Annotated in this window: 17 protein-coding genes; 7 read left to right on the top strand and 10 right to left on the bottom strand. The window is 63.6% G+C overall.

Annotated elements, in window-relative coordinates:
• On the bottom strand, positions 1-147 hold a 147-nt coding region (locus tag RBT42_RS13155; protein WP_320365847.1), incomplete at its 3' end, for an Arm DNA-binding domain-containing protein.
• Positions 148-322: 175 nt separating this feature from the next.
• Positions 323-1,753, bottom strand: coding sequence for a tRNA uridine-5-carboxymethylaminomethyl(34) synthesis GTPase MnmE (gene mnmE / locus RBT42_RS13150; protein WP_320365843.1), 1,431 nt, complete (start codon positions 1,751-1,753; stop codon positions 323-325).
• A gap of 161 nt (positions 1,754-1,914) precedes the next feature.
• Here mnmE and RBT42_RS13145 point away from each other — a divergent pair, with 161 nt between their 5' ends.
• Complete coding sequence (locus RBT42_RS13145) at positions 1,915-2,907, top strand: sterol desaturase family protein (RefSeq protein WP_320365841.1); 993 nt, start codon at positions 1,915-1,917, stop codon at positions 2,905-2,907.
• 100 nt (positions 2,908-3,007) lie between these two features.
• Here the strand turns inward: RBT42_RS13145 and yidC are convergent, their stop codons facing one another.
• From yidC to rpmH, 4 genes are all read right to left on the bottom strand, one after another.
• Complete coding sequence (gene yidC, locus RBT42_RS13140; RefSeq protein WP_320365838.1) at positions 3,008-4,687, bottom strand: membrane protein insertase YidC; 1,680 nt, start codon at positions 4,685-4,687, stop codon at positions 3,008-3,010.
• The gene (gene yidD, locus RBT42_RS13135) at positions 4,684-4,938 is read right to left on the bottom strand and encodes a membrane protein insertion efficiency factor YidD (protein WP_320365845.1); all 255 of its coding nucleotides are present in this window, start codon (positions 4,936-4,938) and stop codon (positions 4,684-4,686) included. The genes yidC and yidD overlap by 4 nt, the downstream gene beginning before the upstream one ends.
• Before the next feature lie 68 nt (positions 4,939-5,006).
• Entirely contained in the window at positions 5,007-5,522 is a 516-nt protein-coding gene (locus RBT42_RS13130; RefSeq protein ID WP_320365837.1) for a ribonuclease P protein component, read from the bottom strand.
• A gap of 106 nt (positions 5,523-5,628) precedes the next feature.
• Positions 5,629-5,763, bottom strand: a complete 135-nt coding sequence (rpmH, locus tag RBT42_RS13125; RefSeq protein ID WP_290729357.1) for a 50S ribosomal protein L34 — start codon at positions 5,761-5,763, stop codon at positions 5,629-5,631.
• 360 nt (positions 5,764-6,123) lie between these two features.
• Here rpmH and dnaA point away from each other — a divergent pair, with 360 nt between their 5' ends.
• The 4 genes from dnaA to RBT42_RS13105 all read left to right on the top strand — a co-directional run bounded on the left by dnaA (position 6,124) and on the right by RBT42_RS13105 (position 13,367).
• Positions 6,124-7,629 carry a chromosomal replication initiator protein DnaA gene (gene dnaA, locus RBT42_RS13120; RefSeq protein WP_320365830.1) on the top strand — a complete coding sequence of 502 codons (1,506 nt, stop codon included), beginning with the start codon at positions 6,124-6,126 and terminating at the stop codon, positions 7,627-7,629.
• 869 nt (positions 7,630-8,498) lie between these two features.
• Positions 8,499-9,620 carry a DNA polymerase III subunit beta gene (dnaN, locus tag RBT42_RS13115; protein ID WP_320365827.1) on the top strand — a complete coding sequence of 374 codons (1,122 nt, stop codon included), beginning with the start codon at positions 8,499-8,501 and terminating at the stop codon, positions 9,618-9,620.
• A gap of 195 nt (positions 9,621-9,815) precedes the next feature.
• Positions 9,816-12,308, top strand: a complete 2,493-nt coding sequence (gene gyrB, locus RBT42_RS13110) for a DNA topoisomerase (ATP-hydrolyzing) subunit B (RefSeq protein WP_413785900.1) — start codon at positions 9,816-9,818, stop codon at positions 12,306-12,308.
• A gap of 63 nt (positions 12,309-12,371) precedes the next feature.
• Entirely contained in the window at positions 12,372-13,367 is a 996-nt protein-coding gene (locus tag RBT42_RS13105; RefSeq protein ID WP_320365825.1) for a virulence RhuM family protein, read from the top strand.
• Between the two features lie 42 nt (positions 13,368-13,409).
• Here the strand turns inward: RBT42_RS13105 and brnQ are convergent, their stop codons facing one another.
• The 3 genes from brnQ to RBT42_RS13090 all read right to left on the bottom strand — a co-directional run bounded on the left by brnQ (position 13,410) and on the right by RBT42_RS13090 (position 15,979).
• A complete protein-coding gene (gene brnQ / locus RBT42_RS13100) occupies positions 13,410-14,723 on the bottom strand; it encodes a branched-chain amino acid transport system II carrier protein (protein ID WP_320365823.1) in 1,314 nt (437 codons plus the stop codon).
• 75 nt (positions 14,724-14,798) lie between these two features.
• Positions 14,799-15,239, bottom strand: coding sequence for a CBS domain-containing protein (locus RBT42_RS13095; RefSeq protein ID WP_320365820.1), 441 nt, complete (start codon positions 15,237-15,239; stop codon positions 14,799-14,801).
• 92 nt (positions 15,240-15,331) lie between these two features.
• The gene (locus tag RBT42_RS13090; RefSeq protein WP_320365818.1) at positions 15,332-15,979 is read right to left on the bottom strand and encodes a SagB/ThcOx family dehydrogenase; all 648 of its coding nucleotides are present in this window, start codon (positions 15,977-15,979) and stop codon (positions 15,332-15,334) included.
• A 77-nt stretch (positions 15,980-16,056) separates the two neighbouring features.
• Here RBT42_RS13090 and arfB point away from each other — a divergent pair, with 77 nt between their 5' ends.
• Positions 16,057-16,470 carry an alternative ribosome rescue aminoacyl-tRNA hydrolase ArfB gene (arfB, locus tag RBT42_RS13085; RefSeq protein ID WP_320365816.1) on the top strand — a complete coding sequence of 138 codons (414 nt, stop codon included), beginning with the start codon at positions 16,057-16,059 and terminating at the stop codon, positions 16,468-16,470.
• Between the two features lie 148 nt (positions 16,471-16,618).
• A complete protein-coding gene (locus RBT42_RS13080) occupies positions 16,619-17,722 on the top strand; it encodes a diguanylate cyclase (RefSeq protein WP_320365815.1) in 1,104 nt (367 codons plus the stop codon).
• Here the strand turns inward: RBT42_RS13080 and RBT42_RS13075 are convergent.
• The gene (locus RBT42_RS13075; protein WP_320365813.1) at positions 17,704-18,597 is read right to left on the bottom strand and encodes a metal-dependent hydrolase; all 894 of its coding nucleotides are present in this window, start codon (positions 18,595-18,597) and stop codon (positions 17,704-17,706) included. The genes RBT42_RS13080 and RBT42_RS13075 overlap by 19 nt on opposite strands.
• Positions 18,598-18,602: the final 5 nt, after the last annotated feature.

Genomic DNA, 18,602 nt, shown 5'->3' with positions numbered 1-18,602 from the left:
AAGCTGGTAGCGATAGCGCCAGATCTTGGCACCGCTGGGCATCACTTCGATCAGCAAGCCGCCCATGTCACTGACACGGTAGCGATCTTCCCTCGGTTTCAAAGAGCGAATCTTGGTGTCTGTCAGTGGAGTGGCTTGCCGTGGCATTCAGGAACCCTATAGGTACACAACACATACGCTAATCTAGAACGTGTACCAAATTGTGTACCTAAAAAGTCAAGATGTCTATAGACCCCTTTAGACAACCAAAGACAATTAAGTCATTGATTTAAAAGGGAACAAATGACAGCTTGGATGCCTATGAACCCCATTAGACAAAAAACTACTTTCCGATGCAAAAACGGGTGAAGATTTCTCCCAGCAGGTCGTCGGCCGAAAATGCCCCGGTGATGGTGCCCAGCGCGTTGTGGGTCAGGCGCAGTTCTTCGGCCAGCAAATCCAGCGCCCCATCGTTCAAGGCCGCATGGGCCTGCGCCGCCTCCAGATGCTCACGGGCGGTGCGCAAGGCCTGCACATGGCGCTGGCGTGCGATGAACACCCCTTCGGGCGCGGCCTGCCAGCCGGCGATGTCGAGCAGGGTCTGACGCAAGGCCTGCAGGCCGTCGCCGGTTTTCGCTGACAGGGCCAGCACCGGCCCGCTCGGTTGCACCGCGGCCTGCACGGCCTCCCGCAACGCGCCCGCGTCGGCCTTGTTGAACACATGCACCACCGGCACGCCCTCGGGCAGGCGCGCCGCGATGTCGGCATCGGCCTGGGCGTAGACGACCTCGTCCACCCGCGTGAGGTCGTGCAGGAACAGCACCGCATCGGCCTGCCCGATGGCTTCCCAGCTGCGCGCCATGCCGATGCGCTCGACCTCGTCGGACGCCTCGTGCGCGGCGCGCAGGCCGGCCGTGTCGATCACATGCAGGGGCACCCCCTCGATCTGGATGGTCTCGCTGACCTTGTCGCGCGTGGTGCCAGCAATGGGGGTGACGATGGCCAGCTCGGCCCCGGCCAGCGCGTTGAGCAGCGAGCTCTTGCCCGCATTGGGCTGACCGGCGAGCACCACCTGCAGACCTTCGCGCAGCAAAGCACCCTGGCGGGCCTGGGCCAGCACGGCGTCCAGGGTCTCGGCGACACGGTTGAGCTTGCCGCGTGCATCGGCCTTTTCCAGGAAGTCGATTTCCTCTTCGGGAAAGTCCAGCGTGGCCTCGACCAGCATGCGCAGGTTGATCAGGCGTTCGCGCAGCGCTTCGATCTCCTGGCTGAAGGCCCCGCCCAGCGAGCGGCTGGCCGAACGGGCCGCCGCCTCGGTGCTGGCGTCGATCAGGTCGGCAATCGCCTCGGCCTGGGCCAGATCGATCTTGTCGTTCAAAAACGCCCGCTGCGTGAACTCGCCCGGTTCGGCCAGGCGCAAGCCAGGCAGGCGCGCACGGCCGGTCATGGCATCCACCTCGGCCGCCGCCTCCAGGCAGCGCGCCAGCAGCAGCTGCATCACCACCGGGCCGCCGTGGCCCTGCAGTTCCAGCACGTCTTCGCCGGTGTAGCTGTGCGGGCCGGGAAAGTACAGGGCCAGCCCATGGTCAAGCGCCTCGCCGCGCGCATCGCGGAACGGGCCATAGGTGGCAACCCGGGGCGCCAGCTCGCGCCCGCACACCGCCTGCGCCAAAGGCATCAAGCCCTTGCCGGACACCCTCACGATGCCCACCGCCCCGCGGCCCGAGGCCGTGGCCACCGCCACGATCGGCACATTGCGCTCATTGAAGGCCATCTTGCTTTCCCACTCCCACACGCGCGGCACGCACTGTCAAAGCGCCATTGTCCCCCGAGCGGGCCCACACCCCCAAGCACGGGGCCTTGCGCGCAAACCCCGATGGCTGCCCGCTCACGCCCCCCTACCCTGCCTCCCACCACACAGAGGAGGAAAGCATCATGTTGCCACTCGTCGCCAGCTGGGGGTTCCTGTTCGGCGCCCTGGGCCTGGGCATCTACACCGTCTTGAACGCCCAGTTCGACCCCGCCCAGATCGCGCTGACCTTCCTCTTCCCCTACTACCTCCTGTGCACGGCCTTGCAGTACGTGTGGCCCGAGCAGGCCAATCGCTTTGAAAAAGGCGAGGTGCTCACCGACAGCCTGCACAACGTCGCGCTGGTGGCCATCACCGGCTTCACCGACTTCTTCATCCATGTGCTGATCGCGGCCACCGGCACCGGCCTGCTGTTTCACTTCGGCGTGCTGCCCGAGAGCTGGGCCGCCCACCACCTGCCGCTGTGGGCCCAGGTGCTGATCGCCTGGCTGACCTTCGACTTCATGTTCTACGTCACCCACCGCATGGGCCATGAAATTGACGCCCTGTGGCGCCTGCACAGCGTGCACCACTGCGCCCACCGCCTCAGCGTGCTCAACGCCAGCCGCGCCCACCCGCTCGACCTGATCTGGCGCCGCCTCATCCCGGTCTTCGTCACCTTCCAGACCGGGGTCAGCCCCGAGGCCTTCATCATGAGCGGCATGATCGGCAGCGTGCTGGCCACCATCACCCACATGAACGTGCGCTTCCGCTTCGGCTGGCTCAACTACCTGATCGGCACCAACGAAATCCACCGCTGGCACCACTCCAACCAGCTGCACGAAGCCCAAAACTACAGCGTCGTCATGCTCTGGGACCACCTGTTCGGCACCTTCGTCTACCCGAAGCACCGCCGCCTCCCCAGCCAGATGGGCCTGTTCAACGAGCACGCCTACCCCGTGCACCACTACCTGGGCCAGTTGCTGGTGCCCCTGACCTGGTCGCGCATGAAGGCCCGCCAGGCCCAGGCCGACCGGTCTGCGGCCCCCGCTCAGGACGAGGCAGACCTTGGACCGATGACCCGCATGGCAGACGGGCCCGAGTTCCTCGACACCCTGCCCTTGCCGGCCGACCGCTGACGCCTTCCCTGACGCCCGTCTCGTTCGCAAGCCCCCAAACAAAAACCGCCTGGCGCGATGCGCTCAGGCGGTCTTTTTTTTCGTCAGCGTAGGCCGTGACTTACTTCGTCACACCCAGCTGGCGGTTGATCATCCATTGCTGGGCGATCGACAGGATGTTGTTCGTCAGCCAGTACAGCACCAGGCCCGCCGGGAAGAAGAAGAACATCACGCTGAACAGCATCGGCATGATCCACATCATCTTGGCCTGCAGCGGGTCCGGCGGCGTCGGGTTCAGCCAGGTCTGCAGCAAGGTCGACACGGTCATCAAGGCCGGCAGCACGAAGTACGGATCCTTGATCGACAGGTCGGTGATCCAGCCGATCCAGGGCGCATTGCGCATCTCGACCGAGGACAGCAGCACCCAGTACAGCGCGATGAACACGGGGATCTGGATCAGGATGGGCAGGCAGCCGCCGATCGGGTTGACTTTCTCCTCGCGGTAGATCTTCAGCATCTGCTGCTGCATCTCCTGCGGCTTGTCCTTGAGGTTCTCACGCAACTGCTGGATGCGCGGGTTGAGCGCCTTCATCTTGCCCATCGAACGGTAGGCGCTGGCATTGAGCCAGTAGAACGCCGCCTTGAGCAAGACCACCAGGGCCACGATCGACCAGCCCCAGTTACCCAGCAGGCTGTGCAGCCAGTTCAGCAGCCAGAACAGCGGCTTGGCCATCAGGTGGGTCCAGCCATAGTCCTTGACCAGCTCCAGGCCCTCGGCCAGCTGAGCCAGCTTGACCTCTTCCTGCGGGCCGACCAGCAGCTGCGTGTCGACGGCCTTGGTCTGGCCCGGGGCCACTTCGCCCACCGGGAACAGCATGCCCATGGCATACAGGTTGGTGTCGAGCTTGCGGGCGTAAAACTCGCGTGCGGTCTTGGCATTGTTCAACCAGGCGGCAGTGAAGTAGTGCTGCACCACGGCCACCCAGCCGTTGTCGGCGTTCTTCTGGAACTCGGCCTCGTTCTTCTCGATCTGGGCGAACTCCACCTTCTGGAACTTGGCCTCGCTCGTGTAGAACGCGCCACCCAGGTAAGCCTGGGGAGCACCGATCATGGTGGGGCCTTCGGCCGTCGGCACCGAGCCATCGCGCACCAGCTGCACATACAGCTGCGGGCTGACGGCCACCGCCGAAGCGTTGACCACTTCCTGCTTCACATCGATGGCGTAGTTGCCGCGATGGAAGGTGAAGGTCTTGACCAGTTGCACACCGCCCACGGGCACCGAGGCCATCTTGATCACCAGCTTGTCGGCGCCATCGGCCAAGGCACGCTCGGTGCTCACCATCGTGAACGGGGTCTTGTGGTTGGGCAGGCCGGTGCTGGCAATCAGGCCCGACTCGGCCACATAGGTGTGGCCGGCGGTCTTGTTGAGCAACACCATGTTCTGCTTGAAATCGTCCTGCGCACGGTGCTGCAGCAGCTCGACCTTGACCAGGCTACCGCCCAGCGTGTCGAACGTCGCCTTGACCACGTCGGTGGTCACGGTGACCAGCTCGCTCTGGGGAACGACCGGTGCACTGGCCGCGCCCTCAGCCGCCACAGCGGCAGCGGGGCCGCCCAGGGCCGCACTGGGCATGGGCAGGTTGGCAGACGAAGCTGGCCCCGACGCGGCGGGTGCCGAAGCCACCACCGGTGCGGGCGCGAACAAGGAAGGTTGGCCACTGTGACGCAGCCAGCCGTCCCACAACATCAGCAGTGAGACGGCAAAGACCGACCACAGCAGGGTGCGACGCAGATCATTCATGGGCGATTGGAATCCGACGAAGGGTTGCAAAAACGGGACAAGAGACGCGGCGCCTGGTCGGGCACCGGGTCATGGCCACCCGGACAGCCCGGGTGACAACGCAGCAGACGCCGTGCCGCCAGGTACGACCCTGCGGCCGGACCATGACGCTCGAGCGCCTGCAAAGCATATTGGGAACAGGTGGGCGTGAAGCGACAGGCCGAACCCAGCCAGGGGCTGAGCAAGAGCCGATACACTTTCACGATCCCCATCAGCACCGCATTGAGGCCGGCGCACAGCGCAGCCAGACCCTGGCGGAACACATGGAGGAGCGTGTGCATCATGCCGTACTCCGGGCCAGACGTGACCAGAGTTCGTCCAGTTCCTTGCGCACGGCAAGGTTCAAGGCCGGAGAGGCCGCACTGGGATAGAGCTGGCGATCAAAGGGCGCCTTCAGGCGCACGACCCAGCCATCGACCTCATCGCCATGGCGCCCGGCCGCCCGGATGTCGGGCGCATGACGGCGCAGGGCCTCACGGACCTGGTGACGGATCAGGGAGCGGGTCACCGAGCGGCGTGCCTGTTTTTTAGGCAGCACCAAGCCCAGTCGCCAGCCGCTGGGGCCGGAACTGGGCAAAGTGAGTGCACACTCATCCACACACGGCGAAGCCTGCAACCCCTCGTCTGTGGACAATGGGGCTGGACAAGCGAGCGCATCAGGCTCGGACCCTGCCGAAGCAGCATCCGCAGCGCGCACCAGCGGCAGCGCATGCAAGACGAAATGCGTCGTGCGCGAAACCGGGCGCGAACCCAAAGCCCTCTGAAAATCAGCAGCTTTCAGGCTGGGTGGCCGCACGGTGTGTCACAAAGTCAAGTCGAAACAAAGCCGGGCATGTGCCCGGCCTCGTTCACACCTGTACTGGTCAGACGCCTTCACGGCACCGACCAGACCGGGACGGGAATTACAGACCCAGACGCTTGCGGCCCTTGGCGCGACGGTTGGCGATGACCTTGCGGCCACCCTTGGTCTTCATGCGCACCAGGAAACCATGGGTACGGGCGCGGCGGGTCTTGGAGGGTTGGTAAGTACGCTTCATGAGATGGTCCTTCATGAGGCCGCATCTCAATGAGAGCGGCCCTCTGTATGTCTTGTGATCCCTGATGCGATGCAATTGCCGCCCAGGTGGCACCCGGACCCTCTGCACACTCAGACACGCCACCATGGATGGTATTGGCAGGCCAAAGCGGTCAGCTGACCGGACGAACCCGCGATTACAACAGGTTTTTGATCCAGGGTCAATGCTTTTGCCCCCTGATCCGCGCTCATGCGGCCTCCGCTGCGCGGCGGCAGATCACCCACTGCCATCTGGCCCTACGGGAAAAAACTGTGGATAACCTGTCAATGACCTGTGCTCATGGGCTTAGAATTCGCTCCCCGAAGAAAGACTTGTCCACACATGAGTGCCGCCGAAGTAAACGCCGCCGGCCAGAGCCCCAACGACCCCGCCACCCTGTGGCAACGGACCTGTGAGCGCCTGGCCACCGAACTGCCTGAACAGCAGTTCAACACCTGGATCCGCCCCCTGCCCCCGGCCGAAGTGAGCCAGGACGAGGGCTGCACCCTGGTGTCGGTGCGCGTGGCCAACCGCTTCATGCTCGACTGGATCCGCACCCAGTACAGCGCCCGCCTCGAAGCCATCCTGGGCGAGTTGCAAGCCGGTGAGATCCGGCTGGAGCTGGCCCTGGCCCCCCGCATGGCCGCACCGGCCGGCGGCCTGCGTCCGGGCATGGTCATGCCGGGTCGCGCGCTACCTCCCAATGCCCAGGTCAGCCCGGCCATGCCGCCCCAGATGACCCAGGCCCAGGCCGCCAATCAGGGGCCGGCTGGCGCCGCCTATCCACAGGCGTCCGAAGCGAACCGTGGCGGTCGCGCACAACCTCAGGTCATGGGCCTGAACCCGGCCCTCACGTTCGACAACCTGGTGCCCGGTCGCGCCAACCAGATGGCCCGCACCGCCGCCCTGCACGTGGCCGGTGCCCCCGGCCAGATGTACAACCCTCTGTTCATTTACGGTGGGGTCGGCCTCGGCAAAACCCACTTGATGAACGCCGTCGGCAACGCGCTGCTGGCCGACAAGCCGGACGCGCGCATCCTCTACCTGCACGCGGAGCAGTTCATCTCGGACGTGGTCAAGAACTACCAGCGCAAGACCTTTGACGAGCTCAAGGCCAAGTACCACAACCTCGATCTGCTGCTGATCGACGATGTGCAGTTCTTCGCCGGCAAGGACCGCACGCAGGAAGAGTTCTTCAACGCCTTCGAGGCGCTGCTGGCCAAGAAGGCCCACATCATCATGACGTCCGACACCTATCCCAAGGGGTTGGCCAACATCGATGAACGCCTGACCTCGCGCTTCGACGCCGGCCTGACGGTGGCGATCGAGCCGCCCGAGTTGGAAATGCGCGTGGCCATTCTGATCAAGAAGGCCGCGCAAGAAGGCATCGACATGCCCGAAGACGTCGCTTTCTTCGTCGCCAAGAACGTGCGCGCCAACGTGCGTGAACTCGAAGGCGCGCTGCGCAAGGTGCTGGCCTTTGCCAAGTTCAGCCACAAGGAGATCACGATCAACCTGGCGCGTGAGGCCCTCAAGGACCTGCTGTCGATCCAGAACCGCCAGATCTCGGTGGAAAACATCCAGAAAACCGTGGCCGACTTCTACAAGATCAAGGTCGCGGACATGTACTCGAAAAAGCGCCCCGCCTCGATCGCCCGCCCGCGCCAGATCGCCATGTACCTGGCCAAGGAGTTGACGCAAAAGAGCCTGCCGGAAATTGGCGAGCTGTTTGGCGGGCGTGACCACACCACCGTGCTGCACGCCGTGCGCAAGATCGGGGGCGAGCGTGGCAAGGACACCGAACTCAACCAGCAACTGCACGTGCTGGAGCAGACGCTCAAGGGCTGATCCCGCCCCCAAGCCGATCAGGCACCCAAAAAATCAGAGGCTTCGGCCTCTTTTTTTTCGCCGTGTCAAGCCAACAAGGGTGTGGACAATTTTTGAACAAGTGAAGGCTTGTCCACAGGCTGAGCGGCTTTTCGAAAGTTGTTGTCATCGGCCCCTCTTACGAAGAACACCTGTCTCCACATGCTTGTCCTGCACCCAAGTGATTGATCTCACAAGGCAAAACACGGTTTGTGCACAGACAAGGGGCGTCTCTACTACTACGACCAGTTAGAAAGATGAAGATGGTTATGAAGACAGTGCGCAGCCAGCAACTTCAAAAAAATGGGTTTCATGAGTCATGACAAGCCATGTCCATTCATGCAGTCTGGATGACATCTCTCGTTCGATGACGTTGTCTTTCAGGCCGCAAGCCACAGGCTGATGAGCCCTGTCAAGACAACAAACTTGTGGACAAGATCCGAACAAGTCCTCACTTGTCCACAGCCCGCGCCTTGTTTTCAAAGTTGTTGGGGTTTCGCGCTGGGGCAATCCAACCCGGGTTCCACACGGTTGAGCGCATCACAAGTCCTTGATCTGAAAACACAAAAACGACTTGTCCACAGCCCGATGTGTCCTCTACTACTACAACGAGTTAGAAAGATAAAAACAGTTATGAATACAGTGCCGTGCCCGCGCCGCACAAAAAAAACAGGCCCCCGAGCTGGATGACGCTCATCTGCACGATCTGTGCATTGCGGGAATGCTTGAGCCACGGAGGCAGGCGGAACCGAGGTACGATCGACGGGCTTGCGCATTCAACTTGGCGGATCCGTGTCGATCCGGGGGGTGGATGACGTCGTGCAAGCAAGGACCAACGGGAAAGACTTCAGATGATTGTGTTGAAAGCAGCTCAGGAAAAAGTTCTTGCCGCCCTGCAATCGGTGGCCGGGATCGTGGAACGCCGCCACACCTTGCCCATCCTGGCCAATGTGCTGCTTCGCAAACAGGGCGCCGAGCTCGAGCTCATCACCAGCGACCTGGAAATCCAGATCCGCACGACAGCCCAGCTCGACGGCGATGAAGGCAACTACGCCATCACCGTCGGGGCCAAGAAGCTCGGTGACATCCTCAAGAGCCTGCCCTCGGACCAAATCGTCTCGCTCACGGCCAACCAGACCAAGCTGACGCTGCAAGGCGGCAAGAGCCGCTTCACACTGCAAAGCCTGCCGGCTGAAGATTTCCCCCTCGTTCAGGAGGCCGCTGACTTTGGCCCCGCCTTCAGCGTGCCCCAAAAGACGCTGAAGATGCTCATCAGCCAGGTGCACTTCGCCATGGCGGTGCACGATATCCGCTACTACCTCAACGGCATCCTGTTCGTGGCCGAAGGCAAGACGCTGACGCTGGTGGCCACCGACGGTCACCGCCTGGCCCTGTCGCAGGCCACGCTCGATGTCGAGATGCCCAAGCAGGAAGTCATCCTGCCGCGCAAGACGGTGCTGGAGCTGCAGCGCCTGCTCAAGGACGACAGCAAGAGCGAGGAAGAGCAACTCATCGAGATGCGCTTTGCCGGTAACCAGGCCAAGTTCACGTTTGGCGGTCTGGAGTTCGTGACCAAGCTGGTCGAGGGCAAGTTCCCCGATTACAACCGCGTCATCCCCAAGAACCACAAGCACCACATCACGCTGGGCCGCACCACCTTGCTGGCCTCGCTGCAACGTGCCGCCATCCTGACGAGCGAGAAGTTCAAGGGCGTGCGCCTGTCGTTTGCGCCGGGCCTGATGGGCATTGCCTCGAGCAACGCCGAGCAGGAAGAGGCCAAGGAAGAACTCGAAATCGACTACGGTGGCGACACCTTCGAAATCGGCTTCAACGTGGGCTACCTGATGGACGTGCTGGCCAACATGAGCCAGGACATGGTGACCCTCTCGCTGCAGGACGCCAACAGCTCGGCGCTGATCACCAACCCCGAGTACGAAGGCTTCAAGTACGTCGTGATGCCGATGCGCATTTGACGAAGCCCGTTCAATCAGAGCCCCCTTGCCGCAGGGGATAGAATGAGGGTCCCGCATTGTCAAATGCCGGGACCTTTTTCATCTCTGGGCCCCCCACCGCTGGTCCCACCTTACCTAGCGCTTGTACCCATGACCGACGCCACGAACCCCGATCAACAGCCCGAACAGCAGCCAGCCCAGCCCATCGAGGCACCTGTGCCGCAGACCGAGGCTCAGATTTCGGCGGGCTATGGCGAAGGCAGCATCCAGATCCTCGAAGGTCTGGAAGCGGTGCGCAAGCGTCCGGGCATGTACATCGGTGACACGTCGGATGGCACCGGTCTGCACCATCTGGTTTTCGAGGTGGTCGACAACTCCATCGACGAAGCGCTGGCCGGCCATTGCGACGACATCGTTGTCACGATCCACACCGACAACTCGATCTCGGTGATCGACAACGGCCGCGGCATCCCGACTGGGGTGAAGATGGACGACAAGCACGAGCCCAAGCGCTCGGCGGCTGAAATTGCCCTGACCGAGCTGCACGCCGGCGGCAAATTCAACCAGAACAGCTACAAGGTGTCCGGCGGTTTGCACGGCGTGGGCGTGAGTTGCGTGAACGCGCTCTCGAAGTGGCTGCGCCTGACGGTGCGCCGCGAAGGCAAGGCGCATTTCATCGAGTTCCGCAAGGGCGTGCCGCAAGACCGTGTGATCGAGATCCGCGATGGGGCCGAGACCAGCCCGATGAAGATCGTCGGCGACACCGATCGGCGCGGCACGGAAGTCCACTTCCTGCCCGACACCGACATCTTCACGCAGAACCACGAGTTCCACTACGAGATCCTGGCCAAGCGCCTGCGCGAGCTGAGCTTCCTGAACAACGGCGTCAAGATCCGCCTGGTCGACGAGCGCAACAACAAGGAAGACAACTTTGCCTACGCCGGTGGCGTCAAGGGCTTTGTGGAGTTCATCAACAAGGGCAAGGCCACGCTGAACCCGAACATTTTCCATGCGCAGGGCGACAAGCTGTCCGAAAACGGCACGAACGTCGGCGTGGAAGTGGCGATGCAGTGGAACGAGAGCTACAACGAGAATGTGCTCTGTTTCACCAACAACATCCCGCAGCGCGACGGCGGCACCCACCTGACCGGCCTGCGTGCGGCGATGACCCGCGTCATCAACAAGTACATCGAAGACAACGAGCTGGCCAAGAAGGCCAAGGTCGATGTCGCGGGTGACGACATGCGCGAAGGCCTGGCCTGCGTGGTGTCGGTCAAGGTGCCTGAGCCCAAGTTCTCGAGCCAGACCAAGGACAAGCTGGTCTCGTCGGAAGTGCGTGCACCGGTGGAAGACATCGTCAGCCGCCTGCTGACCGACTGGTTGCTGGAGAACCCGACCGACGCCAAGATCATCTGCGGCAAGATCGTGGAAGCGGCGCGTGCCCGTGAAGCCGCCCGCAAGGCCCGCGAAATGACGCGCCGCAAGGGCGTGCTCGACGGTCTGGGCCTGCCCGGCAAGCTGGCCGACTGCCAGGAAAAAGACCCCTCGCTGTGCGAAATCTACATCGTGGAGGGTGACTCCGCCGGTGGTTCGGCCAAGCAGGGCCGTGATCGCAAGTTCCAGGCAATCCTGCCGCTGCGCGGCAAGATTTTGAACGTCGAAAAAGCCCGCTACGAGAAGCTGCTGACCAGCAATGAAATCCTCACGCTGATCACGGCCCTGGGCACCGGCATCGGCCGCGGCGCCGGCACCGACGACTTCAATCCGGACAAGCTGCGCTACCACCGCATCATCATCATGACCGACGCGGACGTGGACGGCGCCCACATCCGCACCCTGCTGCTGACCTTCTTCTTCCGTCAGATGCCGGAGTTGGTCGAGCGTGGTCACATCTACATTGCCCAGCCGCCGCTCTACAAGGTCAAGCACGGCAAGCAGGAGCAGTACCTCAAGGACGCCAGCGCGCTGGACGACTACCTGATGAAGGTGGCGCTCGACGGTGCGGTGGTGGAGCCGGGCCAAGGCAAACCCGCCATCAGCGGCGAGGCGCTGGCCGAGCTGGCGCAGGCCTATGTGACCGCGCGCAGCGTGGTGGACCGCCTGAGCAACTGGATGGACGTCGAAGCCCTGCGCGCGATTGCCAATGGTCTGACCCTGAACCTGGACACCCTGGCCGATGCCGAAGCCAGTGCCGCGGCCCTCAAGGCCGCGCTGCACAACGCCGAAGTGACCGCCGAGCACGATGCCCGCACTGACAAGCACATCCTGCGCATCAGCCGCATCTTCCACGGCAACACCAAGTACAGCATCATCAATGCCGACTTTGTGCATGGCGCCGACTACGAAGCGCTGAGCAAGGCTGGCGTCACCTTCAAGGACCTGCTGACCGAAGACGCCATGGTGCGCCGTGGCGAAGGTGAGAAGGCCAAGGAAGCCAAGGTGGCCGACTTCCGCGCCGCCATGGCCTGGTTGCTGCAGCAAGCCGAAAACTCGGTGGGCCGCCAGCGTTACAAGGGCTTGGGTGAGATGAACCCCGAGCAGCTGTGGGAAACCACGATGGACCCGAATGTGCGCCGCCTGCTGCGTGTGCAGATCGAAGATGCCATCGAGGCCGACCGCGTGTTCACGATGCTGATGGGCGACGAGGTGGAGCCGCGTCGCGACTTCATCGAGACCAACGCGCTGCGGGCGACGAACATCGACGCTTAAGCTTTCTTGGCATAGAAAGCTCTGGCGCGAGACATCATTGCCATGGTTCAGCATGGTCACGGCATGAGCGAGTTGATCATCTACCAGACGGATGACGGTCTGACCCGTGTGCAGTTCCGCGCTGAGGACGGCAGCCTGTGGCTGACCCAGCTGGAGATTGCCGACTTGTTTGGCGGCACTGTGGCGAATGTCAACATCCACATCCGCAACATTCTGAAAGAGGGTGAACTGCTGGCTGATTCAGTTATTAAGGAAGACTTAATAACTGCCGCTGACGGCAAGCGATACCGCACCAAGCTGTACCGCCTGGACATGATCCTGGCGGTTGGCTTTCGGGTACGCTCACTTCGTGGCATACAGTTTCGCCAATGGGCCACGGCAAACCTTGCGGAGTATCTGGTCAAAGGCTTCGTCATGGACGACGAACGCCTCAAGAACCCCGGTGGCTGGGATTATTTTGATGAGCTGCTGGCCCGCATCCGCGAGATACGCGCGTCCGAGAAGCGCTTCTATCAAAAGGTGCGGGATTTGTTTGCGCTCAGCGCTGACTACCAGCCAAATGATGCTGCTGCTCACCTGTTCTTTGCCGAGGTACAAAACAAGCTGCTATACGCGGTGACGCACAAAACGGCCGCCGAACTGATCGTTGCGCGCGCCAATGCCGAAGCGCCCAATATGGCCCTGACGACCTGGGACGGCAGCCGTGTGCGCAAGGCCGATGTGATCGTGGCCAAGAACTATCTGAGCGCCGATGAGGTGGACACCCTCAACCGCCTGGTCGTGATTTTTCTGGAGCAGGCCGAACTGCGTGCCAAGGACCGTCGGCAGCTCACGCTGGACTACTGGCGCCAGAACGTGGACAAGTTGCTGGCCTTCAGCGACCGGGCCATCTTGCAAGGGGCGGGCTCGGTGAGCAACGAGCGCATGAAGCAGGTGGCGCACGAACACTATGAGCGCTTCGATGCGCAACGCCGACAGGCTGAGGTCCTGGCGGCCGATGCGGAGGACATGAAGGTGTTGGAGGCGGTGGAGAAGCGGGTCAAGGAGACGAAGAAATGACGTACCAGGCGTCTCCAATGGGCGGCGGAGCCTGCTGAAGTTTCAAGCGGCCGCGGCACCCCGCCACCGATCCACCCCGCCTGCGATGAGCAAGGCGATGCCCACCGGCAGCACCCAGGCCATGCCCCATTCGGCCAGTGGCAGGCCCTGGAAGAAGCCAGCGGTGTGGGTGCTCACCCTGTTGACGCCCGCCCAGGCCAGGCCATCGGCCACCCCGAACACGCAGGTCACCGCCATCACCGGCCGGAACACCCGCTCGGGCACGCGCCAGCAGCCGTTGGCCAGGCTGAGCACCACCAGCACGATGGCCAGCGGGTACAGGCCCACCAGCACGGGAATCGAAAACTGGATCAGCTGTGTCAGTCCCACATTGGAGATGAGCAGGCTCAACAGCACGAACACAGACGCGACCTTGCGGTAGCCCACACCCAGCAGCTCACTGAAAAACTCGCCGCAGGCCGTCATCAGGCCCACGGCGGTGGTGAGGCAGGCCAGCACGATGACCACGGCCAGCAGCAGCAGGCCGGGCGTGCCGAAGGTGTGCTGCACATAGCGGGTCAGCAGCTCGCCGCCATTGCTCACACCCTGCGCCAGCACCTGGCTGCCAGCCCCCAGGTAGAACAGCGAGACATAGACCAGCGCCAGCGCCGTGGCGGCAATCAGCACCGCGATGACCGAGTAGCGGGTGACCAGGCGCCGCTCATGTATGCCGCGGTCGTGCACGGCCGTGGCGATCACGATGCCGAAGACCAGGGCGCCGAGCGCGTCCATGGTCAGGTAGCCTTCCAGGAAACCCTTCAGCAGCGGCTGGGCCACGTAGTCGCCCTGAGGTGGGGCCACCGGGCCGGCCGGGAGCCACAGGCCCGCTGCGCCCAGCAGGACCAACGCCACGATGAGCACCGGGGTGATGAGCTTGCCAACCACGTCGATGAGGCGCCCGGGAAACAGCACCATCGCCCACACCAGCAGGAAGAACACACCGCTGTAGGCCGACAGGGCCAGTGCGCCCATGCCGCTGAAGGGGCTGATGCCGATCTCGAACGAGGCCACCGCCGCGCGCGGCGTGGCAAAGAGCGGGCCGATCACCAGGTAGACGGCCACGGCCAGGGCCGTGCCGGCACGGCGTCCCAGGGGCGCGGTCAGCGCGGACATGCCACCGCCCACGCGTGCCAAGGCCACCACGGTCAACAGGGGCAGGCCCACCGCTGTGATCAGAAAGCCCAGGGCGGCAGGTCGCAGATGGGCGCCTGCCTGCAGTCCGGCCAGCGGGGGAAAGATGATGTTGCCTGCGCCCAGAAACAGCGCAAAGGTCATGAACCCCAGGGCCAACAGATCGAAATGATTCAGACGCGCCATGTTCAACTTCGGAAGCAATGGCGTGAGCATACTGGCTCAGAGGCGCCAGGGGTGGGCACCCTGACCTGGGCAGGATCAGGCGCGTTCGCCCGTGATGTAGTGCTGCAGTTGCTGGATGATGAACTCCTTCTCGGAGATGATGTCCTTGACCAGGTCACCGATGGAGATCAGGCCGAGCAGCTTGCCGTCGTCCATGACCGGCAGGTGGCGCACGCGCTTGTCCGTCATCAGCGCCATGCACTCGGCGTTGGTTTGCTTCGGGTGCACGTACATGACGGCGGTGGTCATGATCTCGCTGACGGCGGTGTCCTTGGACGAGCGCGACAGCAGCGCCACCTTGCGCGCGTAATCGCGCTCGGTGACGATGCCCACAACGCGCTCATCTTCCATCACCAGCAGGGCCCCCACCCCCTTGTCGGCGGCCAGCTTGAGGGCGTCGTACACCGAGGCGCGTGGGCCGATGGCGTAGATGGCCTGATTCGGTTTGCTCTTGAGGATGTCGGCGGCTGTTGTCACGGAAGTTCTCCTGGGTGATCCATCCCGGTGTCGAACCATCATCCACGCGGTGCCGCGCCGAGGCAAGAGGGGGAACCGTGATTTTTCAGGGCTCAGGCCTGGGGATGGCCCACCGTTTGCGACAGGAGCACCTGGTGATCGGTGCTCAGGTTCAGGGCGTCGGTCAAGGCGTCCCGGTCGATCCAGGCGCGCAAGACCGTGGCCAGTCCGGAAGCAGCGGCAAAGAGGTAGACGTTCTGGGCAATGGCGCCTGCTGCCATCCCGGCATACAGCTGACGTTGTGCCGCCGGCACCATGCTCATGCGGCTGTGGTTGGCCACGTAGACCAGGTCCAGCGGGGCCTCGTCGACAAAGTCCTGGTAACCGGTGACCCGGCGCACGTCGCTGCTGGCCACCAGGCTCAGAGCGTGGGCCTGGGGCTCGTAGAGATAGGTGCCGCTGGACAGGGCCACGTAGATGTCGACTTCCTGGGTGTTCATGGCGCTGGGGGCGGTGCGGCCACCGACCTCGGGTCGGTTGACGCCGTTGGCGGCCCACAGCAGGTCAGACAGCAGCTGGTCGGACAAGGCATCGGTGCGGAACGCGCGCAGGGACTGGCGCTGGTGCAAGGCATCGCGCAAGGGCATGCCCCCCTGCATGACCGGTGCAGGCAGGGCCCGCGCCTCAGGGGCCGGGGTCGACAGCGCTCGGGGCTTGAGTTGGCCGATCAGGCCCTGCGCCATTTTCGTCAGTGTGTTCATGGGCCACCTCCGCAGCGGCACAGCGTACGCCGCCGCCCTATCGCTGACAAGGGGCACGCTTTATGATCGGCGTCGACATGTCTTCATCCACCATCCCCTCCCACGTGTGGGAACACGAAGTCGCCTTTCTGGCGATCCGCGCGCAGGGGCCGGGTGGGCAGAACGTCAACAAGGTTTCGTGTGCGGTGCAGTTGCGCTTTGACGTGCGCGCCTCGTCGCTGCCCGCAGAGGTGAAGGCGCGCTTGCTTGCGCTGGCTGACCAGCGCCTCAGCAAGCAGGGCGTCATCGTGATCAAGGCGCAGTCGTCGCGCAGCCTGGAGCAGAACAAGGCCGAGGCTCTGGGGCGATTGCAGGTGATGGTGGCCGAAGCCTCGCAGGTGCAGGCGGTGCGGCGCCCCACCAAACCCACCTGGGGCTCGAAACAGCGTCGTCTGCAGGGCAAGGCCGTGCGGGCCGAGGTGAAGGCGGCACGGGGCAAAGTGAGGGAATGAGAACGCCGCCTGATGGATACGGTGCGTTATGCGGTCAAAATTGACGCAAAATTGGAGGTGATGGCACATTTTGTGCCTGTTTGCAGCATCGTCTGCTTCACCCTGGGTCCGCACTTTGTCCGCCAAAAAGCTCCACTGGGCTGTTCGCATGAATCACCGCAACCGCTCGGCGTCATGGCTGTGGGCGGTGGCGATCTTTGCGGTGTACTTTCAGGAGCATGGGCAGGGCCTGGTGATGTGGGGGGCGATGGGCCTGCAGTTTCTGGTCTATCCCCATGTGGTGTTCTGGCGGGCCTGCCGGGCGGCCGATCCCTTGCAGGCCGAGATCCAGAACATGCAGCTGGACAACTTCTGTTTCGGCGTCTGGGCGGCCTTGCTGGGCTTTCCGCTGTGGATCATGGGCTTGCTGGTGATCTGCGGGTGCATGAACCTGGCGGCGTTCCGCGGTGGCGCGGGCGTGGGACAGGCGCTGGCGGCCACGGTGGCGGGTGCTGTGCTGGTGGCCTTGCTGGGGGGCGCCGCGCCGTTTGCGCCCGACACGTCCCTGCTGGTGAGCCTGATGTGTCTGGGTGCCCTGGGCACCTATCTGGTGCTGTTTGCGCGCAGCGCCTACCGGCGCACCGTGGTGCTCAACGACACGCGGGTCAAGTTGCGCCAGAGTGAGCTCGCCTTGCAGGGGCAACTGGACGCCGTGCGGGCCTTGCAGACGCGGCTCACCGAGCAGGCCAACCGCGACCCGCTTACCGGGCTCTACAACCGGCGCTATCTCAACGACTCTCTGCAGCGTGAGTTCGACCGCTGCGCGCGCGACGGCTCGCCCGTCAGCCTGTTGCTGATCGACCTGGACCATTTCAAGCAGATCAATGACCAGCATGGCCACGCCATGGGCGATGCGGTGCTGTGCCAGGTCTCGACTTTGTTGGCGCAGCACATGCGCACCAGCGACCTGTGCTGCCGCTATGGGGGGGAGGAGTTCTTGCTGTTCCTGCCCGACATGGGGCTGGATGCGGTGTGCGAGCGTGCCGAACGCTGGCGCGAACTGATGGCGGCGCAGCGCTGGGAGATCGAGGGGCAGTCGGTCGGGGTCACCCTGTCGATCGGGGTGGCGTGTGCGCTCCAGGCCCAGATGACGCCGGCGGCGCTCATCGCGCTGGCCGACCAGGCCCTCTACCGGGCGAAGGCCGAGGGGCGCAACCGGGTGTGCGTGGCGCCCATTCCCGGCCCGGCCCCGATTCAGGCTGCGGCAGCGTAAACCACGCGGCCGGCTTCGACCGGGTCGCCGGTGCGGTTGAAGGTGTCGAGCCACAACTGGTACACAGGTGTGGGGGGCTCCTGCCAGGGGTGGAAGCCGGGCTTGAAGTAGCGCACGTAGGAGCGCCAGGTGCCCATGAACATGCCGCCCGGGCCATACACCCAGGCCAGGCCCTTGGCGAACAGCTTGATGCGCTGCCAGCGGCTGAAGCCATCGGTGCGCAGCATGGCATTGGCGAACGACAGCACGTTGATGTTGAACGAGAGCGTGGTCTCGATCAGGGCGATCACACGGCGCAGATAGCCCACCTTGGCCACCTTCTGCATCACGTCGAAGGCCACGGCCTTGTGTTCCATCTCTTCCATGGCGTGCCAGGCGTACAGGGCCAACATGCGCGGGTCGGCCGCGCCCATGACCTCTTTGCGCTGGAACAGGGCCTCGGCCATGATGGCGGTGAGGTGCTCGGCCGCGGCGGTGATGGCCAGGGTCTGCTTCTTGGGCAGGCGTTTGCGCAGCACGTCAAACAGCCACCACTTCATGTAGCCCTCGAAGCGGTCCACGTCGATGCCCTGCTTGACCAGGTGCGCGTTGAACTCGCTGTGGATGATGCCGTGCTGGCCTTCCTGGCGGATGAAGTCCTTGATCTCGTCGAGCAGCTGCGGGTCGGTGACCTGGTCGCGGAAGTCGCGCACGCACGAGATGAAGAAGCGCTCGCCTTCCGGGAAGATGGTGGACATGGCGTCGCAAAAGCGCGTCTTGAACGGGTCACCGCCCAGCCAGTACTTCGGGATCTCGCGGTCGAAGCCGAACGAGAGTTTCTCGCGCGGCACGATGGCGGGGTGCGGGGCTGTGGAAGCGGGCGGTGTGTGGGTCATGGGAC

It is taken from the genome of Aquabacterium sp. (genome assembly GCF_034003525.1).
GTDB lineage: Bacteria > Pseudomonadota > Gammaproteobacteria > Burkholderiales > Burkholderiaceae_C > Aquabacterium.
This window is presented reverse-complemented; position numbering and strand designations above follow the sequence as displayed.